This window comes from Actinoplanes oryzae (assembly GCF_030757795.1).
In the GTDB taxonomy this organism is placed as follows: domain Bacteria; phylum Actinomycetota; class Actinomycetes; order Mycobacteriales; family Micromonosporaceae; genus Actinoplanes.
Map to the genome: position 1 here is coordinate 1 of NZ_JAUQWH010000178.1, position 17,762 is coordinate 17,762.

General features: G+C 71.8%; 13 protein-coding genes and 1 pseudogene. 3 read left to right on the top strand and 11 right to left on the bottom strand.

The window, feature by feature from the left end; all coding sequences use genetic code 11:
• Positions 1-182 precede the first annotated feature (182 nt).
• Positions 183-1,247 carry an LCP family protein gene (locus RBH18_RS36770; protein ID WP_456237647.1) on the bottom strand — a complete coding sequence of 355 codons (1,065 nt, stop codon included), beginning with the start codon at positions 1,245-1,247 and terminating at the stop codon, positions 183-185.
• A 187-nt stretch (positions 1,248-1,434) separates the two neighbouring features.
• Between RBH18_RS36770 and RBH18_RS36775 the strand changes: the two genes are divergently transcribed.
• Positions 1,435-2,700 carry a sugar transferase gene (locus RBH18_RS36775; protein WP_306215118.1) on the top strand — a complete coding sequence of 422 codons (1,266 nt, stop codon included), beginning with the start codon at positions 1,435-1,437 and terminating at the stop codon, positions 2,698-2,700.
• A gap of 1 nt (position 2,701) precedes the next feature.
• Here RBH18_RS36775 and RBH18_RS36780 read toward each other — a convergent pair whose 3' ends face one another.
• From RBH18_RS36780 to RBH18_RS36810, 7 genes are read right to left on the bottom strand one after another with little or no spacing between them, the layout of a single operon-like run.
• Positions 2,702-4,045, bottom strand: coding sequence for a glycoside hydrolase family 55 protein (locus RBH18_RS36780; protein ID WP_306215119.1), 1,344 nt, complete (start codon positions 4,043-4,045; stop codon positions 2,702-2,704).
• Positions 4,042-5,214 (bottom strand): hypothetical protein, encoded by a 1,173-nt coding sequence (locus RBH18_RS36785; RefSeq protein WP_306215120.1) that lies wholly within the window; start codon positions 5,212-5,214, stop codon positions 4,042-4,044. The genes RBH18_RS36780 and RBH18_RS36785 overlap by 4 nt, the downstream gene beginning before the upstream one ends.
• Positions 5,211-6,461, bottom strand: a complete 1,251-nt coding sequence (locus RBH18_RS36790; RefSeq protein ID WP_306215121.1) for a hypothetical protein — start codon at positions 6,459-6,461, stop codon at positions 5,211-5,213. The genes RBH18_RS36785 and RBH18_RS36790 overlap by 4 nt, the downstream gene beginning before the upstream one ends.
• Positions 6,458-7,501, bottom strand: coding sequence for a glycosyltransferase (locus tag RBH18_RS36795; RefSeq protein WP_306215129.1), 1,044 nt, complete (start codon positions 7,499-7,501; stop codon positions 6,458-6,460). Before RBH18_RS36795 ends, RBH18_RS36790 begins: the two co-directional genes overlap by 4 nt.
• Positions 7,501-8,454 (bottom strand): glycosyltransferase, encoded by a 954-nt coding sequence (locus RBH18_RS36800; RefSeq protein ID WP_306215122.1) that lies wholly within the window; start codon positions 8,452-8,454, stop codon positions 7,501-7,503. The genes RBH18_RS36795 and RBH18_RS36800 overlap by 1 nt, the downstream gene beginning before the upstream one ends.
• Entirely contained in the window at positions 8,441-9,493 is a 1,053-nt protein-coding gene (locus RBH18_RS36805) for a glycosyltransferase (RefSeq protein ID WP_306215123.1), read from the bottom strand. The genes RBH18_RS36800 and RBH18_RS36805 overlap by 14 nt, the downstream gene beginning before the upstream one ends.
• Positions 9,493-10,425, bottom strand: coding sequence for a hypothetical protein (locus tag RBH18_RS36810; RefSeq protein WP_306215124.1), 933 nt, complete (start codon positions 10,423-10,425; stop codon positions 9,493-9,495). Before RBH18_RS36810 ends, RBH18_RS36805 begins: the two co-directional genes overlap by 1 nt.
• A 123-nt stretch (positions 10,426-10,548) precedes the next feature.
• Here RBH18_RS36810 and RBH18_RS36815 point away from each other — a divergent pair, with 123 nt between their 5' ends.
• Entirely contained in the window at positions 10,549-10,905 is a 357-nt protein-coding gene (locus tag RBH18_RS36815) for a nitroreductase family deazaflavin-dependent oxidoreductase (protein WP_306215125.1), read from the top strand.
• 169 nt (positions 10,906-11,074) lie between these two features.
• Here RBH18_RS36815 and RBH18_RS36820 read toward each other — a convergent pair whose 3' ends face one another.
• The 3 genes and pseudogenes from RBH18_RS36820 to RBH18_RS36830 all read right to left on the bottom strand — a co-directional run bounded on the left by RBH18_RS36820 (position 11,075) and on the right by RBH18_RS36830 (position 16,163).
• Positions 11,075-13,963 carry a vitamin B12-dependent ribonucleotide reductase gene (locus tag RBH18_RS36820; protein ID WP_306215126.1) on the bottom strand — a complete coding sequence of 963 codons (2,889 nt, stop codon included), beginning with the start codon at positions 13,961-13,963 and terminating at the stop codon, positions 11,075-11,077.
• Positions 13,964-14,499: 536 nt separating this feature from the next.
• Positions 14,500-14,952: pseudogene (gene nrdR / locus RBH18_RS36825) on the bottom strand (transcriptional regulator NrdR); the annotation flags it as partial.
• 896 nt (positions 14,953-15,848) lie between these two features.
• The gene (locus RBH18_RS36830; RefSeq protein ID WP_306215127.1) at positions 15,849-16,163 is read right to left on the bottom strand and encodes a LysM peptidoglycan-binding domain-containing protein; all 315 of its coding nucleotides are present in this window, start codon (positions 16,161-16,163) and stop codon (positions 15,849-15,851) included.
• Positions 16,164-16,555: 392 nt separating this feature from the next.
• Here RBH18_RS36830 and lexA point away from each other — a divergent pair, with 392 nt between their 5' ends.
• Complete coding sequence (gene lexA / locus RBH18_RS36835; RefSeq protein WP_306215130.1) at positions 16,556-17,305, top strand: transcriptional repressor LexA; 750 nt, start codon at positions 16,556-16,558, stop codon at positions 17,303-17,305.
• Positions 17,306-17,762: the final 457 nt, after the last annotated feature.

Here is a 17,762-nt window from a genome sequence, read left to right on the forward strand (position 1 = left end):
AGCGAGATCGCGAGGTGCGAGCTCCGATCAGGGTGAGCACCGCCGCGGCGGCTGCGAGGATCTGCACGCGATTCACTATCGCAAATATTGAAGATCACGCCAGCCCTCCCACGTTGCGAGCGTGTTGCGCGTCCGCTCTCCGGCCGCGTGGCTGTGTTGAGCGGGACTCCGGCCGGCGGCAACTACTTGACGGTGCCGGTGGCTTTGATCTGCGCCACGTCGTCGCGCTTGACGGCGGCGAAGAACTGCTTGGCCTTGGCCTTGTCGGGCAGGACCACGCTCTGGTCGCCGCGGGTGCCCGTACCGGTGGTGGGGCTGGTGTAGAAGGTCAGGCTGTCGCTGCGCAGGTGGCGCAGGTCACCGGCCATGCCGAAGATGTTGAGCGTCTCGTCCACGCTGACCGCGTCGGCGGTGGCGCGCAGGAACGAGTTGAGCTTGCCCGGGTTGCTCAGGGTGCCGCCGGAGGCCGCCTTGTTGAGGATGGCCTTGATCACCTGCTGCTGGTGCCGGATGCGGGCGAAGTCGCCGTCCTTGAAGGCGTAGCGCTCGCGGGCGTAGTCGAGGGCGGTGGCGCCGTCCATGGTCTGCGGGCCGGCCGCGAACTTGCGGACGCTGTCCTTGTTGAGCGAGTGCGTCGAGGTGAACGCCGTCTCCACGTCGATCTCCACGCCGCCGAGGGCGTCCACGATGTCCTTGAAGCCCGCGAAGTCGACCATCACGACGTGGTCGATGCGCACGCCGGTGAAGTTCTCGACCGTGCGCACCATCAGCGGCGTGCCACCCCACGCGTACGCTGCGTTGATCTTCGCGGTGGTGTTGCCGTGCTGCCCGTCGGCGCTCTTCGGGATGTGCGTCCACGTGTCCCGCGGGATCGACACCAGCTGCGCGCCGGAGCGGTCGGCCGGCAGGTGCATGAGGATGATCGTGTCCGAGCGGGAGCCGCCGGTCGACTCGGGGTCGCGGGTGTCGCTGCCCAGGACCAGGAAGTTCATGGCGTCGCCGGCCGCCTGCTCCTTCGCCGGGCGCTCCGCCTCGGGCACCTGGTCGAAGGCCTGCACCCGCTGGATGTCGTTGCCGATGTCCCGCGCGTAGAGCGTGGCCGCCAGCGCGCCGCCACCGGCGAGCACGATCAGGACGACGGCGACGATCAACACGATCCGTAACCCCCAGCGCCGCTTGCGGGGCGGCGGGGCGGCGGGGTCGGGCTGGGTCGGCGAATCCGAGGCGACCTTCACGTCCACGGGCATGGCGGAGATGGTACCGGGCTGGGCAAATATTCATCAGCGCCGTATGCTCGGGCCCGCCAGCAGGGCTTTCGGGGGAATGATGGAGCAAGTGCGCACGGGGGTGCCGCGGCAGCGGTCGGCGTCGACCGCCGTGCTGCCGTACGTCGCCTCGCCTCGCGCCTCCCGTTTCCGTGCTCTCCGTGCATGGATGCTCACCCTGCCGGTAGATGTCGCCGCCTTCGTGCTCCCGCTCGCCTGGAACCGGGACTACTGGAAGGGTCTCATCGCTGCGGCGCTGGTCACAGTGGCCGTCTTCGCGCTCGGCGGGCTCTACGCGGGGCGCCGGCACGTCAGCTTCCTCGACGAGCTCCCGCTACTCTGCGTGAGGCTGCTCGCCGCCGCCGCGGTGGTCGCCATCATCGCCGCGGAACGGCACGACTCGGTCGAGTACGTGGTCGGCTTCCTGCGCCTGATCGCGGTCTCGGCCGTCTTCGTCCTCATCGGACGCGCCCTCACCCGCACAGCCGTGGTGGTCGCGCGCCGGCGCCGCTGGGTCGAGCATTCCGCCGTCGTCGTCGGGAGCGGCCCGGTCGCTGCCGAGCTGGCCCGGCTGCTGCGCCGTTATCCCCAGTACGGCCTGCACTTCGCGGGCTTCGTCGCCGACTCGCTCGACGAGCTGCCCGAGATCGTCCGCCTCACCCGGTGCGAGGTGCTCCTGATCGCCGACATCGACTGCGACGACGACGAGCTGCTCCGCATCGCCCGCTCGCCCCGCCTCGCCGGCTGCGACCTGTGGGTGGTGCCGCGGCTGCGCGAGTTCCACGCCCGCCACGGCATCCCCGACCACATCGGCGCCATCCCGGTGAGCCGCGTCAACCGCCCCTCTCTGACCGGGCCGCAGTTCCTGCTCAAGCGCGCCTTCGACGTCGCCGCCGCGGGCGTCGCGCTCCTCCTGCTCAGCCCGGTCCTGCTGCTGTGCGCGGCCGCCGTGCGCCTCGAGGGCGGCCCCGGCATCCTCTTCCGCCAGGAGCGCATCGGCCGCTACGGCCGCCCGTTCCAGCTGCTGAAGTTCCGCTCGATGCGCCCGGCCGACGAGACCGAGGCGCAGACCACCTGGTCGGTCGCCACTGATCCCCGGGTCGGGCCGATCGGCCGCTTCCTGCGCCGCACGTCCCTCGACGAGCTGCCCCAGCTCTGGAACATCCTGCGCGGCGACATGACCGTCGTCGGCCCCCGCCCCGAGCGGCCGCACTTCGTGGACCAGTTCTCCGCCGACTACCCCGACTACGCGATGCGGCACCGGATGCCGGTCGGGCTGACCGGGCTGGCACAGGTCAGCGGGCTGCGCGGGGACACGCCGATCTCCGACCGGGCGCGCTTCGACAACTACTACATCGAGAACTGGTCGCTCTGGCTCGACGTCAAGGTCATCGTCCGTACGGTCCTCGAGGTCCTGCGCGGCGGCGGCCGCTAGCTTACTCGGAGGCGAGGACGCGGACTTCGCCGTTGGGGAAGCGTACGCAGAGCTGGGTCTCGCCGTCGTTGTCGCGGGCGAAGACGCGCACCTGGCCGTCGTCGGGCGCCGCCGGGGTGTCCTGGACGCGGAGGTCGAAGGCGGGGCGCACGACGAGGTTCTTCGGGTGGCCGAGGCCGTGCGTGATCTCGACCTGCGTGTTGGCGGCCGGCTGGCCCATCCAGCCCCGGCCGCTGCCGGTGACTCCGGCCACGCCGGGCTGCGAGAGCGTGGCGCGGATGCTCGACAGGCCGCGCTCGGCGCCGAAGTCGACGGCCGCGGTGGCGCAGTTGCGGATCAGCGTGTCGATCGTCGCCGAGGCGGGCTCCTCGGGCTTGGCGCCGGGCACGAACTGGATGCCGATCTCCGGCGTGTCCCCGGCGTGGTTGGCGCCCTGCACATAGCCGGCCACCCAGCGGCAGTCGTTGCGCGAGATCCGCACGCCGATGCCGCCGTCGAGGTCGGCGTAGCAGTTGACGCACCCGATGCCCGAGGCGGCCAGCTCGAACGAGATGTCCTGCCGCACGCCCCACGCATGGCAGTTGACCATCAGGGTGCCGTAGCCGTTGCCGTTCATGTGGAAGCCGGTCCCGGCGTTCTGGAACGACAGGCAGTTGAGGAACATCGAGTCGTGCGGCCCGGCGAAGTTGACGCCGTGCCCGCCGTTGTCGTGGATGCGCAGGCCGGTGACGCGCGACTCCATCTGGTGCGACGGGGCGGGCAGGTCGCCGGCGGTGCCCCAGGCGCTGACCACCCCGTCGGCGCCGCAGTTGAAGACGGTCACGTCGGCCAGCTCGTAGCCGTAGCCGTAGACGCGCAGCCCGACGCCGACCGGGTTGTCCTGCGCGGCGTTGCCGTCCAGGGTGAGGTCGCGGATGCTGAAGCCGGAGATGCCCGCGTCGCTGCCGGCCGCCGACTCCCGGTCGAAGCCGTCCGACTCGAGGATGGCGGAGTTCGCGCCCCGGGCCAGCCTGAGCGTCGTGGCGTCGCCGCCGCTGCCGCGCAGGTGGACCCGCGAGGGCAGGACTAGCCGCCCGGTGACATAGGTGCCCGGCGGGAAGAAGACGATTCCTCCGGTCGGCTTCGCCGCGTCCAGGGCCTTCTGCAGGCTCTTCGTGTCGTCGGTCCTGCCGTCGCCGGTGGCGCCGAAGTCCCGGACGTTGTAGTCGCGCTCGGCCGGCGACGAGCCGTAGGCCGCGGCACCCGCGCCGACCACCCCGGCGCCCGCGATGAGCGCGCCCGCGGCGGCGATCGCCCGGCGGCGGGGCAGGTTGGCCCACCGGGAGGCGGGCGGCAGCGGGTTCATGAGGTCTCCTGGGACTGACGCAAAGTCACCAGGGTAGCCGACGACGGGCCGCGCATCCGAGCGGCGAACCACGCCACCACCAGCGCTTCCGCCACCACGAGCTGCAGGAACAGGTCCTCGGCGGCGCTCACCCAGAGCAGGGCGAGGGCCAGACCGGCGAAGGCGATCGCCCGCGAGCCGATCGCCGACACCAGGTACGTCCGCGGCGCCGCCCGGATCATGTGCCGGGTCGAGAGCCACGTCGACACCATGACCGCCCCCTTGTACGCGCAAGAGAGCGCCACCGCCGTGAAGCTCGCCGCCGCCAGCTCCTCCGCCAGCAGTCCCCGCACCCACGGGCTCGCGAGCACGACCACCGTGATGCCCGCCCACAGCACGACGGTGAGCGCGCGCACCTTCGTGCGGAAGCGTGCCTCCCGCCCCGCCACGATGTCCTCGCGCGTGGTCGCGGCCAGCGCCACGTGGAACGGCCCGAAGGCGAGGTCCATGGCCCGCAGCACGACGATCGCCGCCGGTCCGGCCAGGGCGCCGGCGACCGCGGGCAGGGCGATGACGTACGCGAGGTCGATGCCCGCGGCGACGCAGTAGCTCAGTCCCGGCCGGAGCGAGGCGAGGAGTCCGGGCTTGCGGGTCTTGCGGAACGACAACGCCGAGAGGACGACGGCGACTTGCGCGGGTACGGCGGCGACCTCCAGCCGCAGGTCGGTGGCCGCGAAGACCGCCGCGGTCACCAGCGTGCCGGCGGCGACCAGTTGCGGCACCAGGTTGGCCCGGCGGCGGGTGCGGGTGACCGCCATCGACCAGAAGAGTGCCTCGACCGGCAGCTGCATCAGCACGGGAACGATGACCAGGAGCCGGTCCACGACGCCGGTCTGCGGCAGCGCGACGGACATGGCGACATAGCCGATCGCCGCGACCGGCACGGTGACGGCCGTCGCGGCGCGCAGGGCCCAGCTCTCCGGATCCCACTCGCGCGGCACGACGCCCGCCGACTGCGGGCGGCCCACCAGGGCTTCGATCAGGGTGTACGGGATGGCGAGCAGCGCGCCCTGAAAGGCGATCAGCGCGACGTGCCGGCTGTCCGCCCACGAGGCGAGCAGGAACACGCCGGCGCTGGCCAGCCGGGTCAGCGCCTGGACGGAGAGCTGGGACTCCTGCAGCCGCCTCATCGCGCCGGCCGCCTCAGCTCGCCGGCCGCTCCCCTTCGGCCGTCCCGTCGTTCCGCCGGCCGCAGGCCGTGGGCGCCGAAGAGGATCAGCGTCAGCATCGCCGACTTGAACTCCCAGGTGTCCAGGGTCAGCGAGGCGCAGGCCAGCCCGGCGAGCAGCCCGATCGGCATGATCAGCTCGGGACGCCGGCCCGACTCGCGGACCAGGAGCACCAGCGCGAGGATCGTGGCGGCCAGCAGGAGCACCATCACCACCGGCCCGAACTGCAGCCCGATGTTGATGAAGTAGTTGTCGACGAACCGCGGCGCCGACTCGGCCACCCGGGAGTAGCTCGCCCCGCCCGCCGCGCCGATGCCGTCGCCGGCCAGGGGCACCGAGCCGAGCAGGTCGCCCCACACCTCGAAGCGCTGGAAGAGGCTGTCGGAGTTGCCGGCGCCGATCAGCACGAAGACGGCCGCCACCCCGGCCGCGGTCGCCCCGGCGAGGCCGATGGCGAGCAGCCGGCGGACCCGGGAGCGGGCCCGGGGCAGCATCAGCGCGCCGGCCAGGCCGCCGACCACGAGCAGGGCGCCGGATCGGCTCGTACTCATGGCAAGACAGCCCACCGCGGCGAGGGCGGCGACGTGCGGGAGCCACCCACGCGGACGGACGCCCGGGGTGAACCAGCACAACGCATAGCCGAGCAGGAACGCGCCGGTCAGCAGGCCCAGCTCGGCGTTGACCTCGGTGAGACCCGGGACGCGGAACACGCCGTCGATGTAGCGCACGTTGTAGTCGGGGCTGAACCCCCAGCGCACCAGCGTCGCCGGCCCGATGACGAGCTCGGCCACGCCCGCGACCGCGTTGGCGACGACCATCCAGGACAGGACGGTGAGCAGCCGGGACACCGCCCCGGAGCTCAGCGCGGCGACGATCACCACGAACGCCACCGGCACGAGCAGCAGCCGCAGCCCGGTGAGCGTCTGCGCGGCGCCGTGGTGGGCGTTGCCGATCAGGCTCCAGACCACGGCCACCGCGCCCCCGGCGACCCCGATCAGCGCCCAGAAGACCGGCAGGTCGCCCCCGCGGCGCAGCACGACCCCGACGGCCAGCAGCACCGTCACGACGGCGCCGGCCAGGCTGAACACCCAGGACCGGGCGCCGAACGCCAGCCAGGACAGGCCGGAGAACAGCAGCGGGGCGGTGCTGGTGACGAGGATGAAGAGGAGGCCGTACTCGCAGACACGGTCCCAGCGGCGGTCGGTCATCGCACCTCGTAAGCAGCCACGACCGCGCTGACGTGATCGTCCCAGTCCAGTTTCCGGCCGTCCGCCGCCGCCGAGCCCGCCAGGGCCGCGTACTCGCCGGCGGGCAGGGCGGCCGCCCGGTGCAGCACCTCCCGCAGCCCGTCGGCTCCGGTGTAGAGCAGCGTCGACGTGTCCGAGGCCATCGGCGGCGGCGCGTGCGACCCGGCGATGATCGGCCGGCCCGCGAGCAGGGCCTCGGCGCAGACCAGCCCGTACGTCTCCACGTGCCGGCTCGGGAACACCAGCCACCCCGCCCGCTCGAACGCCGCCCGCTTGCCCGCCTCGTCGAGCCGGCCCAGGTACTCGACGCCGGGGCGCGGCTGCTCGGCCATCGCCCGCAGCGGCCCGTCGCCGGCCACGAGCAGCGTCCCCGGCCCGTCCCACGCCTCCAGGAGCAGGTCGACTCCCTTGTGGACACCCAGGGCGCCGAGGTAGAGGAACGTGGCGGGATCGCCGGGCGGCCACGTGCGGCGGTTCCAGTCCAGGTCCACGGCCAGGGGCACGAGACGGCTCTCGGGGCGGCGGGCGCCGTGCATCACCGTGGCGCGGGCGCGCTCGGTGGCGTACAGGAGGCGGACGTTGTGGAATTGGCGCAGGATCCACGCCGAGCGCATCCGGAGCAGGGCGTCGAGGATCCGTGACCGGCCGAGGCTGAGCATGGCGTTGTTCGGGTCGACGATCGCGTAGTCGTGGACCGTGTGCACCGTCGGGTACGCGCGCGCGATCCGGGCCACGGTGCGGACGCCCAGGCCCTGCCAGTTGTGCACGTGCACGACGTCGAAGCCGCGCAGATCCGCCGGGGTGAGCCCGGTGGGATCGGCCAGGTCCCCCAGGTGCACGGCCGCCTTGTGCTTGATCCGCGCGGACAGGCGCGGGTGGTCGTCGGCGGTGAAGATCCGCACCTCGTGACCGCGGGCGATCAGGCTGCGCGTGAGGTCCTCGACGTAGAGCTCGGCGCCGCCACGGACCGCGAAGGAGGCGTGCAACATGGCGATGCGCATCACGACCACAGCCGTTCGACGAGGTCCTCCGTGGCCGTCCGCCAGCCGCGGATCGTCGCGGGCGGGGGATCCGTCAGGCTCCGGAGCGCCTCGACCAGCGCCTCGGCGGTCCAGCTGCGCATGCGGATCGCCGCGCCCGCGGTCGCCTCGTGCAGGGCCGGATCGGGCGAGACGATCGTGGGGACGCCCAGGGCGAGGGCCTCCGCGGCGGGCAGGCCGAAACCCTCGAAGTGGCTGGGCATGAGGAAGGCGGCGGCCCCGGCGATGGTGGCCGCGTAGGTCGCGTCGTCCAGGCGGCCGAGGGAGACGACGTTCTCCTGCTCGGGCCAGAGGTTCGTGCCGCCGGTCAGCACGACGAGGGTGTACTGCGGGAAGCTACGGATCGCCTCGAGGGCCAGCTCGACGCCCTTGTGCGCCGCGTGCCCCGCGACGACGACGTAGGTGTCCGGCAGGCCGGGCGGCGGGGTGCCCCGCTCCGGCAGGTCGCTGCCCGGATGCCAGACCTGCGACGGGGCCTCGTACAGGCCGAGCAGGTCGTGCTGGGTGCGCGCGCTGACGCTGAGCAAGGCGGCCGAGCGGCGGATCGCGGTGGCGTAGCTGACCTTGCGGTACTCGCGGACGGCCCGGGAGAGGCCGCGCGGCCACAGGCGGAAGGCGAGGTCGTGGACGATCGTGGTGACCGGCAGGCGGGCGCCGGCGATCGCGAGCGACGGGCTCAGCGACAGGATGCGGCCGCGGTCTTCCTTGCGTAGGGCGGCGGTCGCCGCGGCGATCGTACGTTCCCGGCTGCCGGACTGGCGGCTGACAGCGCTGCCTTCCCAGCTCTCCGGCGCCGCGATCACGCGCAGCTCGTGGCCGGCCGGCCAGTGGCGGACCAGCTCGGTGAGGACGCGGGTGATGCCGCCGGGGCCGACGCCGCTCGCGTCGAGGACGGTGGTCTTATCGGACGGCATCGCCGATCCACTCCGTCATCCGCGCGGCGAAGCGGTCGTGGCCGAAGGTCTCCGCGTGCTCGCGGATGCGCTGCGGGTCCAAGCCCTTCGCCGCGGTCAGCAGGCCGGCGTAGACGCGCGGGTCGGTGGTGTTCGCCAGGAAGCCGGTCTCACCGTGGACGACGGTCTCGCGCAGGCCGCCGCGGTCGAGCCCGATGACCGGGGTGCCGGCCGCCTGGGCCTCCACGGGGACGATGCCGAAGTCCTCGTGCGCCGGGAAGAGCAGGGCTTTGGCTCCGGCGTACAGGTCTTTGAGCCGTTGCCTTGTCGGGCGCGTTTCAAAGCGGACGTTTGGTCCCTTTGCCCGCAGCGCGGCCTCTTCCGGGCCCGAGCCCGCGATGACGAGGGGCAGGCCCGCCGCCTCGGCGATGTCGATCATCAGGTCGAAGCGCTTGTACGGGATCCAGCGGCCGACGCCGAGCAGATAGTCGTCGCCCGTCTTCTCCGTACGGTAGAAGTCGACGTCGACCGGCGGGTTGATGACCGTGGCGTCGCGCTTCCAGAAGCGGCGGATGCGCTCCTGGACCTCGCGCGAGTTGGCCGCGTAGGCGTGGACGTGTCTGCTGCCGGCTACGTCTGCGTGCTGCAGCCACTTGCGGGGGAGGTTCAGCAACGGGTGGGCGCCGCGGCCGTCGAAGCCGGGACTCCAGACGTACCGGGCCGGGGTGTGGACGTAGCTGAGGTGGCGGGCGTCCCCGGCCCGCACGGTGTGGGCGAAGGCGTGGCTGGAAGAGATGACCACCTCGGCGTCGATCCTCGTGGTGCGCCAGGCGAGCGGCATCAGCGGCAGCGCGAGCGCCTTGCTCCGGCGCAGCGGGGTGCGGGCGAGCCACGTCTCGTGCAGCTCCGCGGCGGGCGCGTCGGGCTCCGCCCACAGGACGTGCCGCTCGGCGTGCGGGATCAGGTCGGCGATGGCCAGGAAGACGTTCTCCGAGCCGCCCACCGCGCTGAACCACTCGTGCACGACCGCCACCCGGCGGCCGGCGAGCAGGCCGGCCATCAGCTGTGCCGCTCCCACACGGCTCGCAGCGGATCCCACTTGCCGCCCAGGCTGTCGCAGATCACGTCCAGGTAGACGGCCGCCTGGGTATTGTCACGGTTCCAGTAGATGCCGCACAGCGCCGGGTCCTTGCCGGACTTCGTCGCATACTCGACGTAGTTGCCGGAGACCCCGGTCACGCCGCCGAGCTTGCGCGCCGGCTGCTCGGCGCCCGGCAGGATGCCCGACGAGTTGAGCGCCACCTGCTGCCGGTAGCCCATGTCGGCGGCCTTGGCATCGGCCGACTGGTAGGCGACGAAGTGCAGGTAGATGCCGCCGTACCGGCAGAGCACGTGGGTCTTCTGCCCGTCGCCCAGCTTCGGGCCGCCGCTGTCCGCGTCGCCGGCGCAGCCGCTCACGTCGGCCAGCCACGGCTCGCCGAGCGCGGCCAGGTCGGGGTCGCCCGCGAACTTCGCCCTGTTGGCCTCGGCCGCCTGCGCCACGACGGCGGGCTGCTGCGCGGCCCCGGGAGCCGCCGGGTCGCCGCCGCCCGCGGTCGAGCGTCCGATGAAGAACGCCCCGATGCCGCCGACGAGCAGGCCGGCCACCAGGCCCGCCACGGCGCCGACGATCAGCTTGCCGCGCTGCGGGGGCGGCGAGGGCTCGATGCGGCGCATCGCCGGCGGGTACGCGGGACCGCCGCCCGACATGGGCGCGATGTCCAGGCCGTACTGGTCCTGCCCCTGCCCGTAGGGATTGCCGTACGTTTCCTGGCCGGGGTAGGGCGCGCCGCTCGCCTGGAACGGCGACCCGCTGGTCTGCCCCGGATAGGGCGCGCCGCTCGGCTGCCCGGCATAGGGCGAGCCGGACACCGGGGGCGCCGACGCGGGGTGGCCGTACACGTTCCCGCCATCGGGCAATGGCGCCCGGTCGCGGGCCGCGTCGTCAGTCACGCCGGGCACGATATCAGCGCGGCTCTCACATTCGCGGCCCGCGGTCCTGAGGTTTCGGTCACCGACCAGGCAAAACGCGGCGGCGCTTGACCTTGAGCGCGGTTCAGGTCGCAACCTGGTCACATGACGGTGACGGATGAGGCGCGACAGGCCCTCGATCGGCAGCAGACCGTGGAGATCACGACGACCGGCCGCCGCAGCGGACAACCCCGGCGCATCGAGACGTGGCGGTACCGGGCGGCCGGGCGCTACTGGCTGACGGGCAGCCCGGGCTCCCGCGACTGGTACGCCAACCTGCTCGCGAACCCGTCCTTCACCCTGCACCTGGACGGCCACGATCTGTCCGTACGGGCCAGGGCGGTGACCGACCCCGCCGAGCGCGCCGCGATCCTCGGCGAGATCGTCCCGGGCCAGTCCTGGGCGAGGGACGGCCTGGCCGCCTGGCTCGCCGGCAGCCCGCTGGTCGAGATCCTGCTGTAAAGGGCGATGCCCCCACCCGATCGCTCGGGTGAGGGCATCGTCATCTGCTTCGGCCTTTTCCGGCCTTCCAGTCTTTCCTTGCTCAGCTCCGGCTTTCCAGCCTTGCCTCGCTCAGCTCCGGCCTTCCGGCCTTTCCCTGCTCAGCTCGGGCCTTCCGGCCTTGCCTCGCTCAGCTGCAGCCGGAGGTCGAGCCGCAGCCCTCGCAGACGTAGCAGCTGCCCGCCGGGCGCATCTTGGTGCCGCAGGTGAAGCAGAGCGGCGCGTCGGCGGAGGTGCCCAGGACCAGTTCGAGGAGCTCGGTCGAGGAGTGGGCGCTCTTGGGCGCCTCCTTCTCGACGTCCACCGGGGCCGGGACCTCGGCGGAGGGGGCGGTCGCGGCACCCACCGGGGCGGAGACCGGCGCGGACGCGGCCATGCCGGCCAGGTCGACGCCGGCGACCTCGGCGGCCTCGGCCTGCACCTGGGCGGCGCGCTCCTTGGCCGTGAAGATGCCCAGCTCGGCGCGGGTGTCGTAGGGCAGGAAGTCCAGCGCCAGGCGACGGAAGATGTAGTCCATCACCGAGGAGGCCATGCGGACGTCCGGGTCGTCGGTCATGCCGGCCGGCTCGAAGCGCATGTTGGTGAACTTGCTGACGTACGTCTCCAGCGGGACGCCGTACTGCAGCCCTATCGAGATCGCGACGGAGAAGGCGTCCATGACGCCGGCCAGGGTCGAGCCCTGCTTCGACATCTTGAGGAAGACCTCGCCGAGGCCGTCGTCCGGGTAGGACGACGCGGTGAGGTAGCCCTCGGCGCCGGCGACCGAGAAGGACACCGTCTCCGACGGGCGCTTCTTCGGCAGGCGCTTGCGCACCGGGCGGTACTCGATGACCTTCTCGACGGCCTTCTCGGCCTGCTCCACCGGGGCGGGCTCGGCGGCCTTGTTCGGCTTGGCGGCCGACAGCGGCTGGCCGACCTTGCAGTTGTCGCGGTAGATCGCGAGCGCCTTGAGGCCCAGCTTCCAGCCCTGGAAGTGGACGTTCTCGATGTCCTCGACGGTCGCCGACTCCGGCATGTTGATCGTCTTGGAGATGGCGCCCGAGATGAACGGCTGCACCGCGGCCATCATGCGCACGTGGCCCATCGGCGCGATCGAGCGCTCGCCCATGGCGCAGTCGAAGACCGCGTAGTGCTCCGGCTTGAGACCCGGGGCGTCCTGCACGTTGCCGTGGTCGGCGATGTGCTCGACGATCGCCTCGACCTGCTCCTCGGGGTAGCCGAGGCTGCGCAGCGCGCGCGGGACCGTCTGGTTGACGATCTGCATCGAGCCGCCGCCGACGAGCTTCTTGAACTTGACCAGGGCCAGGTCGGGCTCGACGCCGGTGGTGTCGCAGTCCATCATCAGGCCGATGGTGCCGGTCGGCGCGAGGACCGAGGCCTGCGCGTTGCGCCAGCCGTTCTTCTCACCGATCTTGATGCCGTCCTGCCACTGCTTCGTGGCCTCCTTGACGAGCGCCGTGGCCACCGGGCCGTTCGGGCGGATCTCGTCGTTGGCCGCGGCGTGCTTGCGCATGACGCGCTTGTGCGCCTCGGCGTTGCGGGCATAGCCGTCGTACGGGCCGACGACGCCGGCGATCTCCGCGGAGCGACGGTAGGCGACACCGGTCATCAGCGAGGTGATGCCGGCGGCGACGCTGCGGCCGCCCTCCGAGTCGTACGGCAGGCCGCTGGCCATGAGCAGGGCGCCCAGGTTCGCGTACCCGATGCCGAGCTGGCGGTAGGCCCGCGTGGTCTCGCCGATCTTCGGGGTCGGGAAGTCGGCGAACGCGATCGAGATCTCCATGGCGGTGATCACGAACTCGACGCTCTTGACGAACTTCTCGACCTGGAAGCTGCCGTCGGCGTTGAGGAACTTCAGCAGGTTGAGCGAGGCGAGGTTGCAGGACGAGTCGTCCAGCGACATGTACTCCGAGCAGGGGTTGGACGCGGTGATGCGGCCGGTCTCGGGGTTGGTGTGCCAGTCGTTGATCGTGTCGTCGTACTGCAGGCCGGGGTCGGCGCACTCCCACGCGGCCTTGGCGATCTCGGTGAAGAGGTGCCGCGCGTCGATGGTCTCGATGACCTCGCCGTGCAGGCGGCCGCGCAGGTCGAAGGTGGTGCCCTCCTCGACCGCGCGCATGAACTCGTCGCTGACGCGCACCGAGTTGTTGGCGTTCTGGTACTGCACCGACACGATGTCGCTGCCGCCCAGGTCCATGTCGAAGCCGGCGTCGCGGAGGGCGCGGATCTTGTCCTCTTCGCGGGCCTTGGTGGTGACGAACTCCTCGATGTCGGGGTGGTCGACGTCAAGGATGACCATCTTCGCCGCGCGGCGGGTCGCGCCACCGGACTTGATCGTCCCGGCGCTCGCGTCGGCGCCGCGCATGAAGCTGACCGGGCCGCTGGCGGTGCCGCCGGAGGAGAGCAGCTCCTTGGAGGAGCGGATGCGGGAGAGGTTGACCCCGGAGCCGGAGCCGCCCTTGAAGATCAGGCCCTCTTCCTTGTACCAGTCCAGGATCGAGTCCATCGAGTCGTCCACGGACAGGATGAAGCACGCGCTGACCTGCTGCGGCGACTTCGTGCCGACGTTGAACCACACCGGCGAGTTGAAGCTGAACACCTGATGCAGCAGCATCCAGGTCAGCTCGTGCTCGAACAGCTCGGCGTCGGCGGGCGTCGCGAAGTAGTTGTGCTCCTCGCCGGCCTTGCGGTAGGTGTGCACGACCCGGTCGATGAGCTGCTTGAGCGAGCGCTCCCGCTCGGGCGAGCCGACCGCACCACGGAAGTACTTCGTGGTGACGATGTTGGCGGCGTTGACGCTCCAGAACGACGGGTACTCGACACCGCGCTGCTCGAAGTTGATCGAGCCGTCCCGCCAGTTCGTCATGACGACGTCGCGGGACTCCCACTCGACCTCGTCGTACGGGTGGACGCCCTCGGTCGTCCAGACCCGCTCGACCCGCAGCCCCCCGACTGCCGAGCCGTTGTTCGCGGCCGCGCGGTTCCGCTGCCGTCCTGCTGTCACGCCGTCTCCGGCCATGTTGTGTGCTCCCCCTCGACGATCACGGCTTCCCCACCGCGATCCCAATCCATTCCAGCCGTTTGTCTCGCCCGGCGCGCGTTCTCCCGCCCGGCAGAGCGGAAGACGTGCCCGAACGGCGCGGCGCCCCGTGGCGGCGGTGCAGTACACGCGCTGGTGATGCAGGTGTTGCCTGCCGGGATCGGGCAGCCCACGGTCGTCCTGACCCGCGGTGCGCTCCCGGCGCTGGTGTTTCACGGCCCGTGTCCCGTGCTTGTCACGGCCCGCTCCCGGCCGGTGCGCCTCCGCCCGGCCGGCTCGCCCGGTCAGGGCGCCCGGTCGGTGACCCTGGGCGCCCGGCTGCCCCCGGACCTGGTGCTGACGATGTGCCTCTCGGCCGGCTGGTCGGCCGACCTGCTGCCGGCGTCTCTGCTGGCTGCCTCTTTGTGCTCTTTGCCGGCGGCCTCGTGCTGCGCTTTGCCGGCGGCCTCCTGCTGCGCTTTGCCGGCGGCGTCGTTGTGTGCTTTGCCGGCGGCCTCGTGCGGCGTGGCCTCGCTCCGGCCGCTGCGGGCCGCGCGGAGCTCGGTGATCTCGCGCTCGAACTCGTCGAGCGAGTCGAACGACTTGTAGACGCTGGCGAACCGGAGATAGGCGACCTGGTCGAGCTCGCGCAGCGGCACGAGGATGGCCAGGCCGACCTCGTGGCTGGGGATCTCGGCGGCGCCCTTGGCCCGGACCGTCTCCTCGACCTTCTGCGCGAGCAGCGCGATCGAGTCCTCGTCCACGGGCCGCCCCTGGCACGCCTTGCGCACGCCACTCATGATCTTGGTGCGGCTGAAGGGCTCGGTGACGCCGCTGCGCTTGACAACGGCGAGCACGGCCTCCTCGACCGTCGTGAACCGCTTGCCACACTCGGGGCAGGACCGGCGGCGGCGGATCAGCTGGCCGTCGTCGGCTTCGCGCGAGTCGACCACACGCGAATCCGCATGCCGGCAGTACGGACACCGCACCGCAATCCCCCTGTCCCCCGGACGTCACGAGAGCGCCGCCCGGGCGGGGTGAAACACGGTCTGCCTCCGTGATCCGGGCACGCCGAACAGCAGTCCGAGGTGATCGTTTTCCGCCTCGGAACTGTGGACGAGCCTGTGGATGACGAAGGGCCGCGACCCCAACCTGTGGACGACTTACACCCTTGTAACTACTAGATGTTGGGGTCGACGTTAGGCCGATGCGTACGCCGACGCAAGTTCACCGGCATGTCGGCGCGCCGGATTTTCCTCCTCAATACGACGGGTGCCACGGCCGTCACGGGCAGCACCCGAAGTCCTTGATCCACGTCACGTTTACGGGCACGAAAGCATGATCGCCATGGATGAACCGGTCGCCGCCGGACGAACGGCGCGGGACCCTGCGACGAGGACGTGGGGATGATCACCAGCGTCGGGCATCGGGGGCGCGCCGGGGGGCCGGCCCGGCGGAACTCCTCCACAAAGGGGACACCAGCCACCCGTAAGTGATCAATCACCCCAGCGCCGTCGGCGGCTTCGGCTGAACGTTTCGGGGGTCGCATCGGCTTCCTCGGAGACTTTCGAGGTGATCGGCTCCGCTTCCTCGTGGGCGCTTCGACTTCCCCAGAGAGCGTCAGGCTTCGCAACGGCGGTCAACCCCGCGGCGGCGACGCGGCAGCACGCCACGGCGACACGCCACGCGCAGTAGCCTACGGCGACAGGCGACTCAGCAGCACGCCACGGCGACACGCGACTCAGCGGCATCGGGAGCAGCACCGCCACGGAGACATGCGATCAGCAGCACCATCCGCAGCACGCCACGGCGACATGCGACTCGGAGCCCGTCACATCGCGCACGCGGGCGCCGGCCGGGATGGTGAGTCGGGGAGCCGGCATGGTCAGCCGGGGAGGACGAGGGTCTGGCCCGGCCGGAGGAGCGGGCCGGTCAAGCCGTTGAGCCGCTCGATGTCGCCGACCACCTCGCTCGCGGGGCGGCCGGGCGCGACCCGCTCGGCGATGGACCACAGCGAGTCGCCCTCGTGCACCACAACGGCCGGGCCGGGACGCGGCGCCTCGTCGGCACGGGAGGCAGTGGCCCACAACACGGCGCTGGCCGAGCACCATGCCGCGAGGAAGAGACTCAGGAGCACGACGCGGCCGCGCCGGGTCAGCCGCAACGGGGCGGGCCGGGGACGCACACCGGTGGCTACCACGGCATTCACCTTCTCCGGGACTGCGGATAGGACACGCGTTCGATCGAACGCCTGTCCGATGGTTTATCAGAACAGGCGTACGGAAGTCGAGCACTTCCGAGCGACACGCCGCAGGAAAGTCGTACAGATGTTTGAAAATGTCGCACCGCGCCTATACGGTCGTGCACGAGGGTTTTCGGGGGCGGCAGCACCATCGCGGAGCCGCAGACCGCGTCGTGGTCCCCGCCGCGCCGGAAGATCCTCGTCAAGAGGGGTCAGCCGGGCATGCGTCATCCCCACGGCGACTGTCCGGCTCCGCGAGAGCACCACGTGCCCACAAGGCACTGGCCGACAGGAAGGGCCGCGACGTGTCGACCGACGATCGGACAAGCCGGCACCAGCAGGATGCCACGATGGAAGCCGCCGGCGCGAAAGCGGCCGTGCGCCGGCGCACCCCCGCCCGGGCGCGCAGTGCCGACGCGCCGCAGCTGCGCTCGGTCACCCCGGTGGTCAGCCAGTTCCCCGACCTCGTCAGCGCCGACCTGACCGCCCGGCAGCGGCGCATCCTGGAGTTCATCAAGGACTGGGTGGAGCGCTACGGCTACCCGCCGAGCGTCCGCGAGATCGGCGAGGCGGTGGGCCTGGTCTCCCCGTCCAGCGTGGCCTACCAGCTCAAGGAGCTGGAGAAGAAGGGCTTCCTCCGCCGCGACCCCAACCGGCCGCGCGCGGTCGACGTCCGCTCCCCCAGCGACCTGGTCGACGACGAGGCACTGCGCTCGGCCCGCCCCGCCCCGGCCTACGTGCCGCTGGTCGGCCGGATCGCCGCCGGCGGCCCGATCCTCGCCGAGCAGGCCGTGGAGGACTTCTTCCCGCTGCCCCGCGAGCTCGTGGGCGAGGGCGAGGTCTTCATGCTCGAGGTCAAGGGCGACTCGATGATCGACGCCGCCATCTGCAACGGCGACTGGGTCGTCGTCCGCCAGCAGCCCACCGCCAACGTCGGCGACATCGTGGCCGCCATGATCGACGGCGAGGCCACCGTCAAGAGCTACCGCCAGCGCGACGGCCACGTCTGGCTGATGCCGGCCAACCCCGCCTTCGACCCCATCCCCGGCGACGACGCCGTCGTGATGGGCCGCGTGGTCGCCGTCCTCCGCCGCGTCTGACCCCGCAAGCGGAGCCCCGCCCCGCGCGGGGTTCCGCCACGCACGAGGTTCCGCCACGCACGGGACTCCGCCACGCGCGGCACTCCGCCACGCGCGGCACCCCATCACGCGCGGCACCCCATCACGCGCGGCACCCCATCACGCGCGGCACTCCACCACGCACGGCTCTCCGCGACGGTGCGGGGCTCCGCTCGGACGAGTGTGGGCTGCTGGCTCTCACAAGGGCGGGGCTGCGCGCGTGCGGGGCAGCGCGTGCGGGCTTCAGCGGATGCGGGCGGCGCGAGCGCGGGGTTGTGAGGGCGCGGGCTGCACGCCGGGATTCGGGCGGATCGGAAACGATGACGGGCGCTGCCGGAGAGGCAGCGCCCGTCATGTCTGTGGCCCGACCGGCCGAGGTCTCCGCCGGTGCCGGGCGAGGTGCCACCGGCGCCGGGCGAGATCCCCGCGTGTGCAGGGT